12 protein-coding genes and 1 pseudogene are annotated in these 14,731 nt (G+C 55.6%); 1 reads left to right on the forward strand and 12 read right to left on the reverse strand.

From position 1 onward, the window contains the following. Window positions 1-32 precede the first annotated feature (32 nt). From LG203_RS13320 to LG203_RS13365, 10 genes and pseudogenes are all read right to left on the reverse strand, one after another. Window positions 33-581 (reverse strand): chemotaxis protein CheW, encoded by a 549-nt coding sequence (locus tag LG203_RS13320; RefSeq protein WP_230346205.1) that lies wholly within the window; start codon window positions 579-581, stop codon window positions 33-35. Window positions 582-589: 8 nt separating this feature from the next. After that, window positions 590-2,761, reverse strand: coding sequence for a HAMP domain-containing methyl-accepting chemotaxis protein (locus tag LG203_RS13325; RefSeq protein ID WP_230346206.1), 2,172 nt, complete (start codon window positions 2,759-2,761; stop codon window positions 590-592). Between the two features lie 61 nt (window positions 2,762-2,822). After that, the gene (locus LG203_RS13330; RefSeq protein WP_230346207.1) at window positions 2,823-3,509 is read right to left on the reverse strand and encodes a DUF2490 domain-containing protein; all 687 of its coding nucleotides are present in this window, start codon (window positions 3,507-3,509) and stop codon (window positions 2,823-2,825) included. Further along, a complete protein-coding gene (locus LG203_RS13335) occupies window positions 3,506-4,033 on the reverse strand; it encodes a chemotaxis protein CheW (protein WP_230346208.1) in 528 nt (175 codons plus the stop codon). Before LG203_RS13335 ends, LG203_RS13330 begins: the two co-directional genes overlap by 4 nt. Window positions 4,034-4,043: 10 nt before the next feature. Continuing rightward, window positions 4,044-4,910: pseudogene (locus LG203_RS14495) on the reverse strand (methyl-accepting chemotaxis protein); the annotation flags it as partial. Window positions 4,911-5,262: 352 nt separating this feature from the next. Beyond that, window positions 5,263-5,676 (reverse strand): MCP four helix bundle domain-containing protein, encoded by a 414-nt coding sequence (locus tag LG203_RS14500; RefSeq protein WP_230346209.1) that lies wholly within the window; start codon window positions 5,674-5,676, stop codon window positions 5,263-5,265. A 57-nt stretch (window positions 5,677-5,733) separates the two neighbouring features. Continuing rightward, the gene (locus LG203_RS13350) at window positions 5,734-7,896 is read right to left on the reverse strand and encodes a chemotaxis protein CheA (RefSeq protein WP_230346210.1); all 2,163 of its coding nucleotides are present in this window, start codon (window positions 7,894-7,896) and stop codon (window positions 5,734-5,736) included. Between the two features lie 42 nt (window positions 7,897-7,938). Further along, window positions 7,939-8,259, reverse strand: coding sequence for an STAS domain-containing protein (locus LG203_RS13355; protein ID WP_230346211.1), 321 nt, complete (start codon window positions 8,257-8,259; stop codon window positions 7,939-7,941). Window positions 8,260-8,296: 37 nt separating this feature from the next. Beyond that, entirely contained in the window at window positions 8,297-8,665 is a 369-nt protein-coding gene (locus LG203_RS13360) for a response regulator (RefSeq protein ID WP_013443418.1), read from the reverse strand. Window positions 8,666-8,700: 35 nt separating this feature from the next. Beyond that, a complete protein-coding gene (locus tag LG203_RS13365; protein WP_230346212.1) occupies window positions 8,701-9,669 on the reverse strand; it encodes a methyl-accepting chemotaxis protein in 969 nt (322 codons plus the stop codon). Window positions 9,670-9,786: 117 nt separating this feature from the next. Here LG203_RS13365 and LG203_RS13370 point away from each other — a divergent pair, with 117 nt between their 5' ends. Beyond that, window positions 9,787-9,936: a hypothetical protein gene (locus tag LG203_RS13370; protein ID WP_230346213.1), complete on the forward strand. Its 150-nt coding sequence runs from the start codon at window positions 9,787-9,789 to the stop codon at window positions 9,934-9,936. Between the two features lie 258 nt (window positions 9,937-10,194). On the opposite strand, the gene LG203_RS13375 is transcribed toward LG203_RS13370, so the two are convergent. Then, window positions 10,195-11,574: an efflux transporter outer membrane subunit gene (locus LG203_RS13375; protein ID WP_230346214.1), complete on the reverse strand. Its 1,380-nt coding sequence runs from the start codon at window positions 11,572-11,574 to the stop codon at window positions 10,195-10,197. Then, a complete protein-coding gene (locus tag LG203_RS13380) occupies window positions 11,571-14,702 on the reverse strand; it encodes a multidrug efflux RND transporter permease subunit (RefSeq protein WP_230346215.1) in 3,132 nt (1,043 codons plus the stop codon). The genes LG203_RS13375 and LG203_RS13380 overlap by 4 nt, the downstream gene beginning before the upstream one ends. Window positions 14,703-14,731: the final 29 nt, after the last annotated feature.

The raw sequence follows: 14,731 nt of genomic DNA on the forward strand, positions 1-14,731 counted from the left end.
AGACGAAGCCTGCTGCTACCTAATGCCAAACCTTAAATCTGTACCAGTTCGGCCATCTCATCCACCGACAGCACCTGGTTCACATTCAGAATAATCACAAACTTCTGGTCCACCTTGCCCATGCCATCAATGAAGTCGGTGCGGACTTTGGCTCCGAACGATGGCACTGGCTCTATCTGGTCGCTGGCAATTTCCAGCACTTCATTCACGGCATCCACCAGCACGCCTATCACCTGCTGGGCTTCGGCATGCTCCACCTCCAGAATCACGATGCAGGTCTTGCGCGAGATCGTGGCTTCATCCTTGTCAAAGCGCGCGGCCAGATCAATCACCGGCACCACGGCCCCGCGCAGGTTGATCACCCCACGGATAAACGACGGCATCTTGGGCACCACAGTCAGATTGCCGTATTCGATAATCTCCTTGATGCGCAGGATATTGATGGCGAATATCTCCGCCCCCAGCATGAAGGTCAGGTATTGCCTGTCGTCGCTGCTCTGCTCCAGCGGCCGTTTCGAGCCGCGCCCACTCGGGACCAGGCCCGGCCCGCTCGCCGTTTCACGCGTCATTGTCTGCGTCATGATGGCCCCTAGAACTTCACAAATTCGGCATCTTCAGCATCATCCAGGCTGGATGACACTTGCGCGGCAGGCGGTGTGTAAACCGTCTTGGATTTGGCCGCTTTCTTGGAGGCCGTACGCTGCGAGGATGAACCACCACTATTCTTGATCGTGAAAAAACCGATCAGCTCCTGCAACTGCTCGGCCTGACCACTCATCTCCTCTGCCGTCGCGGCCAACTCTTCACTGCCGCTGGCGTTCTGCTGGGTAATCTGGCTCATCTGGTTCATTGCCACATTGATCTGCGAGGCACCGCTGCTTTGCTCCTGGCTGGCCGCCGTGATTTCCTGCACCAGATCGCTGGTCTTGTTGATGTTAGGCACCATTTCTTCCAGCAGCTTGCCGGCTTTTTCCGCCATGCCCACGCTGCTCTCGGCCAGCTCACCGATTTCCTGCGCCGCTACCTGGCTGCGCTCGGCCAGCTTGCGTACTTCCGCCGCGACCACCGCAAAACCCTTGCCGTGCTCACCAGCACGCGCCGCTTCAATCGCGGCATTCAGCGCCAGCAGATTGGTCTGGTAGGCAATGTCGTCAATAATGCTGATCTTGTTGGCGATGCTCTTCATGGCCGCCACGGTTTGCACCACGGCCGCCCCACCTTCATTGGCATCGGTCGCCGCTTTGGCCGAGATGCCTTCGGTGACTTTGGAGTTTTCGGTATTCTGGTTGATGGAAGCGCTCATCTGCTCGATCGAGGCACTTGTCTCCTCCACACTGGCGGCCTGCTCATTCGTCGCCTGCGACAGGCTCTGCGCAGTCGAGCTCACCTGCTCACTTGCACTGGCAATGCCATCCGCCGAATTGCGAACCTCGGCGACAACTTGCGAGATTTTTTCGATGGTGTTGTTGACCGTTTGCTTGAAGTCATCCAGCTGGCCTTTGTAATGGCCATCCACCGTCTTGGTCAGGTCGCCCTGTTCCATGGCCTGCAATACGGCAACGGCTTCGTTCACCGGCAGAATGATGTTGTCCAGCGTGGTATTGATGCCTTGCACGATGGTGTTGTATTCGCCCTTGTGCTTGGACGCATCGGCACGGTAATCCAGCTTGCCTTCGGCAGCGGCGCCTATCAGCTGACGGGTATCGGCAGAGACGGCTTTCAGGTTGCGGCGCACCTGCTCAATGGTTTCGTTGATAAAGGCTTTCTTGCCTGGCAGCTGTTCCATCGGCGCTTCAAAGTTGCCTTCACCGAACTCCTTGAACACCGCCATGGCTTTTTTGTTCATGGCAATGTGCCCACCCACCATGGTATTGACGCCAACCGCCATGGTCTTGAAATCCCCCTGGAATTTATCCGCCCCCATCGTTACGTCGATATCGCCTGCGTCATGCTCTTTCGACATATTGTTCATGTCGGCAATAAAGCCTTTCAGGTTTTCCAGCATTTTCTTCATGGCCTGCTGCAATTGGCCGATTTCATCCTGGCTGGTCACCACGATCTCACTGCTGAGATCCCCACGGGCAATCCCCTCGGCTACCGCCACTGATTTGTTCAAACCCGTCAATATGCCTTTGGTAATCAAGAAGCCGATCACCACCATCAGTACCAGAATGCTGCCAGCCACGATATTGGATATGGTTTCAGCACTGTTCTTGGCAGACACGGCGGCCTCTGCGCCCTTGTTCGCAAGCTGAATGTTGTATTCCATTTGCGCGATCAGGCTGGTTGATACCTTCTCGGCATTGGCCACGTTGGCATTCATCGCTTCACGGGCAGCCTGCTCATTGTGCTGGCGAGAAAACTCAACGGCTTTTTCGAGTCCGGGAGTATATTCATTGAATGCCTTGATATTGTCTTCCAGCATTTCCCGGTCTTTATCATCGGCAATCATGCCGTCCTTCTCGTACTTATTTAATTCTTTCAGAACGTTATCGCGGGCTTCCTTGATCTTGGCTTCAATCTCTGCCATTTTGACATCGTCGGTCATCAGGGCATGGCGGTAAGCGCGAGCCCGCAGGTAGCCAAAGTTTTCGTTGGCGCGGCTCAGCGTCACAATACTGGGGATACTATTGGTATTGGATACATTGGTGGCCTCGAACACATAATCCATCCGGTTCTGGCCCAGCCATGCCAGGCTGATGAGACCAATCAGTGCAAGCACCACCAATAAAATCATTTTTTTCGCAACCGTCATTACCATTTTCTGCTCCCAAGCCATAAAGTTAACTTCATTAAACTCATTAATGACATTGCCGGCTTGCCTAAAAGTAAATACTCAGTACACCAGACAACACATGATTCATACGATCATCCGCAGCGGTGCGGATGTATTGATTCAGGTAGCCCCACTCTGTCTTCACACTGGCAGAAAACTCATGGGATATACCCAGAAACAACCGGTTCTGATCAAAGCCACTGCGAGCGCCCCAATCAGTATGGTTGGTATTGATAAACACCTCGTCCCACGCCACGGCACCCCATTTCCCGCCCAGAGGATGCGTGATGCGCACCATTTGCCGCAGGCGGTAGCCGGTATCCTCAAACTGTTCAACACGCCGCTCTTCCAGGCGAGTACGGGCAGACACCGCCGTAGAACCGACAGGCTCAAACGCATAGAGAAGCTGTTGCCACAAGCGATGCTCGTCGCGAATATCCCCGCTATCCAGATAGTTCCTGACATAGCCGTAGCCCAGCCAGACACTCAGGTTTTTGGATACCTTGTAGTTGATGGCAGGGCGTAGCAGCAGACTGTCCATCTGCTCGGCATTCTCACGCAATCGCGGTTGAATCTCAGCATACCAGCGCCAGCCGTCTGCAGGCAGACTGCCCTGCATGGTCAAGTTGAGCCATAGCCGGTTGTCTTCATCGGTAGCGGCAGCCGCCAGGCTGGTAAAGCCGAGGCTGCCGATAACGAACAGATAGCGCAGGAAAATGCGGGGCATCATCATGCCTGCACCAGCTCGGCCATCTCATCCACCGACAAGACCTGGTTGACATTGAGGATGATCACAAATTTCTGATCAACCTTGCCCATGCCATCAATAAAGTCGGTGCGTATTTTTGCCCCGAACGATGGCACTGGCTCTATCTGGTCGCTGGCGATTTCCAGGACTTCATTGACGGCATCCACCATCACGCCGATCACCTGCTGCATCTCTTCGTGGTCCACTTCAATGATCACGATGCACGACTTTCTCGAGATGGCCGCCTCGCCACGCGAGAAGCGAGCCGCCAGATCTATCACCGGCACCACGGCTCCGCGCAGATTGATCACTCCGCGGATAAACGACGGCATCTTGGGCACAATGGTGAGATTGCCGTATTCGATAATCTCCTTGATGCTGAGGATATTGATGGCAAACACCTCTGCCCCCAGCACAAACGTCAGGTACTGCTGCTGATCTTCCAGCGCGCGCCCAGCGGGAACGAGACTCTGTCCGCTGGTCACTTCATGCTTGACTGTTTCCGCCATGATGGGCTCCTTAGAATTTCACAAACTCAGAGTCCTCGGCATCATCCATACTCGCTGAAGCGTGAGGGGCTGGCGCAACGTAAGCACCTTTCGACTTGGCCACTTTTTTGGGGGCGGCACGCTGGAAGGAGGAGCCCGTGTCGCGAATATTGAAGAAGGCGATCAACTGTTGCAGCTGCTCGGCCTGGCCGCTCATTTCCTCGGCGGTCGCGGCCAGCTCTTCACTGCTGCTGGCGTTCTGCTGGGTGATCTGGCTCATCTGGTTCATTGCCACATTGATCTGCGCAGCGCCACTGCTTTGCTCCTGGCTGGCGGCGGTGATTTCCTGCACCAGATCACTGGTCTTGTTGATGTTGGGCACCATTTCTTCCAGGAGCTTGCCGGCTTTTTCCGCCGTGCCTACGCTGTTGGATGCCAGCTCGCCGATTTCCTGTGCGGCCACCTGGCTACGCTCAGCGAGCTTGCGTACTTCCGCCGCTACCACGGCAAAGCCCTTGCCATGCTCACCGGCGCGTGCCGCTTCAATGGCGGCATTCAGTGCCAGCAGATTGGTCTGGTACGCGATGTCGTCAATGATGCTGATTTTGTTGGCGATGCTCTTCATGGCTTCCACGGTCTGCACCACGGCGGTACCACCTTCATTGGCATCGGTAGAGGCTTTGGCCGAGATGCCTTCGGTAACTTTGGCGTTCTCGGTGTTCTGATTGATGGAAGCGCTCATTTCCTCTACTGAAGCACTGGTTTGCTCCACACTGGCCGCTTGTTCGTTGGTGGCTTGCGACAAGCTCTGAGCAGTGGAGCTCACCTGCTCGGATGCACTGGCAATACCATCGGCAGCACTGCGCACCTCACTGACGATGCCGGAGAGTTTTTCCACCATGGCCTTCATCGCCGCCAGCATGCTGGTAGTGTCACCAGGCTTGGTTTCCACCTGCATGGAAAGATCGCCCGCTGCCACTCTGCCAGCAACTTCCGCTGCATAGTTTGGCTCGCCCCCCAGTTGCTTGAGCAAGTCGCGAGTAATCAGAACACCGATAACGGCCACCACAATCAGCACAACGACGGTAATGATCATCGAATTGAGAACGGCCGTACGCTGAATCGCCATGGCTTCTGCAGAGGCGTTATTCCCGATTTCGACGTTGTATCCACGGGCACCATTGATCGCGTCGTACACCTTGGCAAACACATCTTTGGAGGCAAATGTGAGCTTGCGTGCATCCTCGATTTTATTGGCCCGCGACAAGCCAAGAAGCTGCTCTCTGGTCGTGTCGTATTCTTTCAGGGTGACGCGAATATCCTTGATCAGCGAAGCATCTTTGGCATCGGTGATATTGTTTTTTTTCGTAGGTGTCCAACCCCTCATTCATCTTGGCTCTATGCTCCAGGATGGTTTTATCCAGCTGCGTCATGACCGAATCATCGGTATTGATAATGTGCTGATACACCGTTTCCTGCATATCCGAGTAGGCTTTGCTGACGTCGTCCAGTATCACGATACTGGGTACGGTATTGATCGTCACATAATTGGTTTTCTCAAAAACCTGATTGATGTAGTACTGCCCGCTCACGGCAAGAATAATCAAGCCAAGAATGGCAATTGAGAGCAATACGATCATTTTTTTCGCAACTGTGAGTTTCATTTTGGTCTCCAGAGACTAGAGTTTTTAAGATTAAATAGCCGTTGCTAAAATGTTTATTCAGTTGGCATCAGAAATTTGTGCGTTCGCTGCATGCTCAGCCTCCTGCATCATGCTTGGCACATCCACAATCAGGGCAACGCGACCGTTGCCAAGAATGGTGAAGCCACCAATTCCCCTGATTTTGTTGAGCACCTTGCCAAGCGGCTTGATCACGGTCTGTAATTCCCCCATTAATTGATCTACGACTATCCCCATTTTGCGATCACCAAACTGGACCACGACCACATTCTCCCGGCGAGGCGGCTCGCCAGTTATCTCAAAGTGCTTGCGCAAGCGCAGGTAAGGCAGCACTTCGCCACGCAGATTAATGAAGTCGGCATCGTTTTCCGCGTTGTGGCCGGCCTGGGTGACTGGCAATTCAATGCATTCAATCACCATATCCAGTGGCACAACGTAAGAAGAGTCACCAACCTCTACCAGGAAGCCATCAATAATGGCGAGTGTGAGTGGCAAACGTATGCGCATGGTGGCGCCTTCGCCCAGCACCGACCGGATCTCGACCGTGCCACGCAAGGCTTCGATATTGCGACGCACCACATCCATGCCCACACCGCGACCGGAAAGATTGCTGACCGCATCGGCGGTTGAAAAACCGGGCTCGAATATCAGGTTGTAAATTTCATTTTCACTAAGAATCTGGTCCGGCTTGATCAGCCCTCGCTCCACAGCCTTGGCAAAAATCTTGTCTTTGTTAAGGCCGCCACCATCGTCACTGACTTCGATGATGATATTGCCCGAGTCGTGATAGGCATCGAGCTTGAGGGTGCCCACCACGGGCTTGCCGCGGGCAAGGCGCACTTCGGCGGGCTCGATGCCATGGTCCATGGAGTTGCGGACCAGGTGGGTCAGCGGGTCGCCGATTTTTTCCACCACGGTTTTATCGAGCTCGGTTTCTTCACCGCTTATTTCCAGCTGAATATCCTTGCCCAGCTCGGCCGATACATCGCGCACCACGCGCTTGAACTTGCTGAAGGTGCCACCAATCGGCACCATGCGCAGTGAAAGTGCGGAGTCACGTATGGTTTCCACCAGACGCGAAATGGTGGAGGTGGATTCCAGCAAATGGGGCAGGGCTTCTTTCTGGGCGATGAGGCTGGCTCCCGAGCTGGCAATGATCAGCTCGCCCACCAGATTGATGAGTTGATCCAGTTTGTTGGCATCCACGCGTATCAGGCTGGCTTCTGCCGTTTTCACGTCCTTGACGGCTTTTTGCTTGTCGAGGGCGGCAGCCACCACCACTGGCTGCACCACATTCTGCTCGATCAGCACCTCGCCGATCGGCTTGGCTTGATCAGGGGACTCGACCTCCCGCTGGCTGGCAAGACCATCTTCCAGCTCCTGGCGGGTGAGGGTGCCGCATTTGATCAGCAGCTCGCCCAGACGCATATCGTCGGCGGGCATGCTTTGTATCAGCTCTATGTATTCGGAGATCTTGCTGCGTGGCGGCAGGATATGGATCAGGCTGCCTTCGCGCACGAAATCAAATACGCTTTCAATCTCGGCTTTGTCGGCGTTGGAACTGAAGCTGATCTCGAAACCGAGATAGCACGTTTCAGGGTCCATGGCGTCCAGCGGCGGCAGGGTATCGGTCAGGGTGATGATGCTGACCACTTTGCCCAGCGTGCCCAGATAGCGGATGAAAGAGAGCGGATCCATGCCATTGCGCAAGACATCCTGATTGAAGCGCAGCGACAGGTGCCAGTTATCGGTTTCTACCGGCGTGCCGCCTTCGGATTCATACGGGGCATCGTGCTCGACCGGCAGCGTGGAGGCGCTGGGCGGCGGGGTATCACTGAGGTAGATGGAGAGGCCGGCTTGCAGGATGGCGGAGCCTTCGAGCAGATCGTTGTCGGGTTCCTTCAGCTGCTCCAGATAGCTCACCAGCAGGCCGATGTGATCACAGACCTGCAGCATGAGGGCAACCAGTGGCGGGTCCAGCGGGATTTCGTTATTGCGTACCTTGTCCAGCACGCTTTCGGCCACGTGGACAAAAGACACGATGTGGTCGAGACCAAATAACCCGGCAGAGCCCTTGATAGTGTGAGCCGCGCGAAAAATGGCGTTGATCGCTTCTTCGCTGGCCGGGGCTTCTTCTGCCGACAACAAGGCAGCTTCCATGCTTTCAAGCAGCTCGCGACATTCAATGATGAATGTCTGCATTGCATCATCTAAACTCATTACAACCCCCAAAAACTATCGTTATTATTCGCTTGCAGTCAGTACAACCTGATCGCCGAAAAAGCCTGCCAGGTCGGTCGCGTCCAGCACTTGCTGCACTGTCTCGCTATGGCCGGTAATGCTTAATGTGGACCCGGTTTGCTGCGATCTCAGCTTGGCCGAGACCAGCAACTGCAAACCCGATGTATCAATTTCCGTGACATTGGTGAGGTCGAGTTCCAGCGTGTGGCACTGGGTGACCGGCGGCAGGAGGGCGGCGTGGTATTCGGCTGCCTCGAAAATCGTCATTTCACCTTCAATGACGACATGGCCCATGGCTCCATTAATGTGGACAGTTATCGTCATGGCATCGCTTTCGTAAGTATCGAAGCCTGAGAAATGCTCAGGGCATGATGAGCTTGGAAACCGCCATGAGCAGCTGCGCAGGCTGGAATGGCTTGACCACCCATGCCTTGGCGCCAGCAGCCTGGCCTTCCAGCTTTTTGCTTTCCCCGGCTTCGGTGGTCAGCATGATCACCGGTGTGAATTTGTAAGCAGGCAACTGCTTGACGGCCTTCACAAAGGTAATGCCATCCATATTCGGCATATTCACATCACTGACAATGAGGTGCACTTTCTGACCGGTAAGCTTGGACAAAGCGTCCTTGCCATCTGCACCTTCCAGCACGCTGTATCCCGCGCCTTCCAATGCCAGTCGTACCACTTGCCGCAGCGTCGTTGAGTCATCGACGATCATGACTGTTTTGGACATTTACTTCCCCTCTTTGAACATGGACTAAAAATGGGCTAAAAAAACGTGATTTCGTTGTCTGCATCGTTATTCGGCAATGCGGCAACCGAAGCATGACCACTGTGGATATTGGTCTGCTCGGGCATGGTGTAACTGTTCTGCATGCGGCCCAGCCAGGATTGCGGATCAATGTAAGCGGTGCCGGAGGCCACCTCCTGATGCAGCATGTTCAGCTGCTCTGACACATTGGCCAGAATCTGGCTTACCCGATCCTGAAACTGCAGCGACACCAGCACTTGCGCAATCTCGCCGCCGATGTGCTTGCTTTCGCTGCGGGCGGTCTCGGCAGATGCCGTCAGCTCATCGGCCTGATGCTTGAACTTGCCCAGCACATCGTTGATGGCAGTTTCGGCGTTTTGCACCATGAGCTGGTCGTTTTCGGAGTACTGCTTGGACATGGCCAGGGTTTCGGCGATACCGCCATTCACGCTCTGTACCTTGTCGGCAATGTTTTTGCCTACGCGGGCCGAGTTGCTGGAAAGCTTGCGCACTTCATCCGCCACCACGGCAAAGCCACGGCCGAGCTCACCGGCGTGAGCCGCTTCAATGGCGGCATTGATCGCCACCATATTGGTCTGCTTGGCGATCTGGCCTACCGTATTGGCCAGCTCCTGCAACTCGCGGGTCACACTGGCTAGCTGCTGCACGGTATTGAGCAGGATTTTTTTTTCTTCGAGGGAGTTACGCAGGCTGGTGGTGATGTCGTTCAGTTGGGACTGGCTATCGCGCAGCAGGCTGACGATGCCATGTTCACTGTCATTGCCCTGCGAGGACTTGATGGCGTTATTGATGCGCTGTGAGAGATTGGAGAAACGACTGACGAGCTGGCCGACCTCCTCCTCGGTATGTTGCCGGGCAAACTCCACCTGCCCCGACCATATCGGCAAAGCACTGTAGCAAAGATCTGAAAGCCCTACGATTTCAGTCTGCCCTGCCTCCTGCATGGCATCTTGCGCGGAGGTCATACTGTTGTCGTTTCCACTCACAATTAAATCCTTATTTATCAGGCAGCATAAAAGACTGCTCTTGTCGGGTGACAGGGTGTCAACCGTCTTAATGAGGATTTTCCCGGTATTTCCACAATGCAATCCATTGATCAACAACAGGAAAAGAGTGCAGTTTGCTCAATCAGCACCACCAGCCTGGCGATGCTGAACGCTGTATTTGAATCCCCAGATATCAAAGTCACCAGCACCCGTATTATCTTCGCGCACTGTGTCAGCAGCGTTTAACTCAGATTACGGTCAGCGATTGCGATTCTTTAAAAAGATTTTGATTTAATTGGAAAATTTAGCTGCCAAACTGCCCGAAAAACGTGGAAAAACCCATAAGATACAATTTGTTACAAATTTATTGGCACCCCAGCCAAACAAGGTTGAATCGTTATTAGTTATTCAACCTTGAATAGCATGGACATTTATTTTGCATAATCTCGCAGACCATGCGAGATAGAGAAGTGCTTACTTGCGGATGAAAGCCATGGAAGCTGGCTAGTGACCACCGAGGGCTTTATACAGGTTGATCTTGTTGACCAATCCCAGCTGTTTCAGCTTTACCAGCTGCTGATCGGACTCAAACAGGCTGCGTTGTGCATCCAGCAGCTCCAGGTAATTCGCCACCCCGCGCTCGTAGCGACGCGTGGCAAGTCGCAGGCGCTCGCGGTCCGCCTCGGCGATGCGGGATTGCAGGGCGATCTCGTCATCAATCTGGCGGCTGACTACCAGCACATCGGCCACTTCACGAAATGCGGTTTGTATGGCTTTTTCGTACTCGGCCACGGCCACATCCTTGCGCACCACGGCCAGATCAAGACTGGCCTGGTTACGGCCGGCATTGAAAATCGGCAACACCAGTTGCGGGGTAAAACTCCACACGCGATCACTACCACCGCCAAACAGGCCCAGCAGATCATCGTTGACCAGCCCGGCGCTGGTGGTGAGTTGAATGCGCGGGAAGAAAGCCGCCCGTGCGGCGCCGATATTGGCATTGGCCGCGATCAGCCGGTGCTCGGCGGCACGAATATCCGCGCGCTGCTCCAGCAGTTGCGAAGGCAAGCCGGGAGCCACGGTTTCCACCTGCACGCTGTGGAGCGGCTTGGGCGGCATGGCGCTGGCAGGAGCCTTGTCGCCCGTCAACAGGTGCAAGGCATTGATCGCCAGCGCTTGCTCGCGCGCCAGTGCCGAAACACTGGCCTCGGCGCTACTGGCCTGAATCTCGGCCGTTTTCAGTTCAATGGCATTATCCAGTCCGCCTTCATGGCGCCGCTTGATTCTGCTCAGCGAAGCCCGGCGCGATTGCAAGGTGTCTTGTGCCAGCGTCAACCGTTCGTTCAGCGCCAGCAGATTCACATAAGCCGTCGCCAGCTCGGTGACCAGGCTGGTTTGCACGCTCTCACGAGCATCCTGCATGGAATAAAACTGCTCCAGCGCGGCGCTGGAAAGATTCTTCACCCGCCCAAAAAAGTCGAGCTCGAAATCGGTGACATTGACGCCCGCGCGGTAGTAATCCGTATCGAATTTCTGGCCCTGCGTCAGCACACTACGGCTGCGTTCATAACCCAGCGTGCCGTTGATGGTGGGCAGGCGGTCGGCTTTCTGAATGCCATATTGCGCACGCGCCTCTTCAATGCGCAACACGGCAATGCGCAAGTCGCGATTGTTTTCCAGCGCCAGCTTGATCAGCGCCTGCAGGTCGGGATCCTGAAAGTAATGCACCCAGTCCAGGGCAAACTCGGCGGCTTGGGGCTCTGTCGCCACCGGATAGGCTTCAGGCACAGGCAATGCAGGCCGCGCATACTGAGGCGCCAGCGAGCAGGCGCCCAGACTCAGTGAAACCAGCACGGCGATAAGCCACGGCAAGCTTGTTCTCATACGGATGCTGCGTCCTTGTTGGTCGGTTGAGACAGTGGTGGGCGTTTGATATAGCGTCCGAGCAATACAAAGAAAAGCGGAACCAGGAAGATTGCCAGCACCGTGGCAGAGATAATCCCCCCCAGCACACTGGTGCCGATAGCCGACTGCGCGCCAGAGGCAGCACCTGTCGCCAGTGCCAGCGGCAATACGCCTACGCCGAACGCCAGCGACGTCATCACGATAGGACGCAAGCGCTGACGCGAGGCTTCGAGGGTGGCGTCGATGATATTCATGCCGCCTGCATACAGATCCTTGGCAAATTCCACAATCAGGATGGCGTTCTTGGCCGACAGGCCTATGGTCGCAATCAGGCCCACCTTGAAGTAGATATCGTTCGGCATGTCGCGCAAGGTGACGCCGAGCAACGCCCCCAGCACGCCGAGCGGCACCACCAGGATGACCGATAGCGGAATCAGCCAGCTTTCATACAAGGCCGCCAATGCCAGGAATACAATGAGGATGGACACCGCAAACAGCATGGTGGCCTGACTGCCGGAGAGCTGTTCTTCATACGACTGGCCGGCCCATTGAAAGCCGATGCCCTGGCCCAGTTGTCGGCTCAGGCGTTCCATTTCATTCATGGCCTCCCCACTGCTGCGGCCGGGGGCAGCGCTGCCATTGATGGTAAATGAGGGGTAGCCATTAAAGCGCGTAAGTTGGGGTGCGCCCGTAGTCCAGGTCATGGTGACAAACGAAGATAGCGCGACAAACTCGCCTTTGGCGTTTCGTACCCGAAGATTATTGAGGTCATCCAGGCTCTGGCGACTATGGCCTTGTGCTTGCACGATGACCCGCCTGATCTGGTTACCATAGACAAAATCGCCGATGTAATTGGAACCGAACATGGTGGCCAGCGTATCGTTGATCTCATCCATGCTCACGCCGAGTGCGCTCGCCTTGCGGCGGTCGATATCCAGCCGCACCAGTGGCGCATCCGGCATGCCGGCAAACATGAGGTTGGTCAACGCCTCATTCTTGGCGCCATTCGCCAGCAGCTTGTCGCGCGCTTCGGCCAGCGCCTGCATCCCGATATTGCCCCTGTCCTGCAAGCGCATGTCAAAGCCGCTGGTTGAGCCAAGCTCAGGCAGAGGCGGTGCATTCAGGGCAAAAATGGTCTGGTTGGGCCGCCCGTAAAACTGCATGTTCACCCGTTCCACTATCGCTTTCACCTGCTGCTCGACGGCGGTACGTTCCTTCCAGTCACGCAATGTCACGAACAACATGCCGCTGCTGGTGCCCGTACCGTAAATGCTGAAGCCACCGACTTCAAACACATATTCAATCGGCTCAGTTTTTTGCAGATGCTGGCTGATTTCACTCAGCACGGCGTCGGTCTCCGCCATGGTAGCGCCCTGCGGCAGCATGACCACCACCATGAAGTTACCCTGGTCTTCATCCGGCAGAAATGCCGTCGGCAAGCGCACAAACAACAGCGCGACCACCGCCAGGAGGCTGCCGTAGACCACCATCCAGCGTATGGGCTTTTGCAGGATTTTTTTGGTGCGCCCCTGGTAATGTTCGGTCAGCCAGGCAAAGCGGCGGTTAAACCAGCCGAAGAAGCCACGATGGCCATGCGAGCCGCCTTGGGGAATCGGTTTCAGCAAGGTGGCGCAGAGCGCAGGCGTCAGCGACAGTGCGAGGAAAGCGGAAAAGGCGATGGACACCGACAGCGATAAAGAGAACTGCCGGTAGATATTGCCGACCGCACCGCTGAAAAATGCCATGGGGATGAACACCGACACCAGCACGACCGTAATGCCGACAATGGCACCGCTGATCTGCGACATCGCCTTGACGGTGGCTTCATAAGGCGAGAGTCCCTCTTCTGCCATCAGGCGCTCGACGTTCTCCACCACCACAATCGCATCGTCCACCACGATACCAATCGCCAGCACCATGCCAAACATGGTCAGCACATTGATGGAAAAGCCCAGCGCATACATGACGCTGAAAGTGCCCATGAGCGCTATCGGCACCACCACGGTAGGAATCAGCGTGGCACGGAAATTCTGCATGAAGAGATACATCACCAGAAACACCAGGACAATAGCCTCGATCAGGGTGTGCAGCACTTTTTCAATCGAGATACTGACAAAGGCCGAGGTGTCGTACGAAATCTGATAAGTCACGCCATGCGGGAAGTACAGCTGCAGTTCATCCAGCGCCGCGCGTATGCGTTTGACCGTGGCCACGGCGTTGGAGCCAGGGGCCATCTTGATCGCCATGCCCGCTGCGTTTTTGCCATTCACCTTGGATGAGAACGAGTAATCGCTACTGCCCAGCTCCACCCTGGCGATATCTTTGACCAGCAAGGCCGAACCATCGGCATTGGTGCGCAGTTGCACATTGCCAAAGTCTTCTGGCGTGGCAAGCACGGCTTCAGACTCGATGGAGGCGCTGATGGGGGCGTTCTCCGGTACGCCATTGGCGCCGATCTGACCGATAGTGACGCGCGCATTGTAGCTGCGGATGGCCGAGGCAATATCCGAGGCCGTCACGTTGAGCGCCGCCATTTTTGTCGGGTCGGGCCAGATACGCATGGCGTATTCCGGACTGAAGGACTGCACCTTGCCCACGCCCTGTACGCGCCGCAGCGTCTGGATCACATTGGCCGAGGCGAGCTCGCCCAGGTCTACCTCGCTGGTTGCCGGGTCATCCGCCGTCAGAGAGACGATCAGCTGAAAACTGTCCGCCGACTTTTCCACGGAAATCCCATTGCGGCGCACAATTTCCGGCAGCCGCACTTCGATGGTTTTCAGGCGGTTCTGCACATCCACTGCGGCGAGGTCAGGGTTCACACCCTGCTTGAAAGTAAGACTGAGCCCGGCCGAGCTCTGGCTGCTGGTGGCCGAGATATACATCAGGCCTTGCACCCCGTTCATTTCACGCTCGATTACCGAGGTGACGGTTTCTTCCACCACCCGTGCAGAAGCGCCAGGATACGTCGCACTGATGTTCACCACGGGCGGCGCAATATCCGGATACTGGGCAATCGGCAGCCCGCGTATTGCCAATATGCCGGAGAGGATGATCAACAGTGCGATCACCCAGGCGAACACCGGGCGGTCAATAAAAAATCTAGCCATAAATTTGCCTTGGGTTCTTCAAGCGGAGT

This window comes from Methylovorus mays (assembly GCF_020531915.1).
GTDB classification, from domain to species: Bacteria; Pseudomonadota; Gammaproteobacteria; order Burkholderiales; family Methylophilaceae; genus Methylovorus; species Methylovorus mays.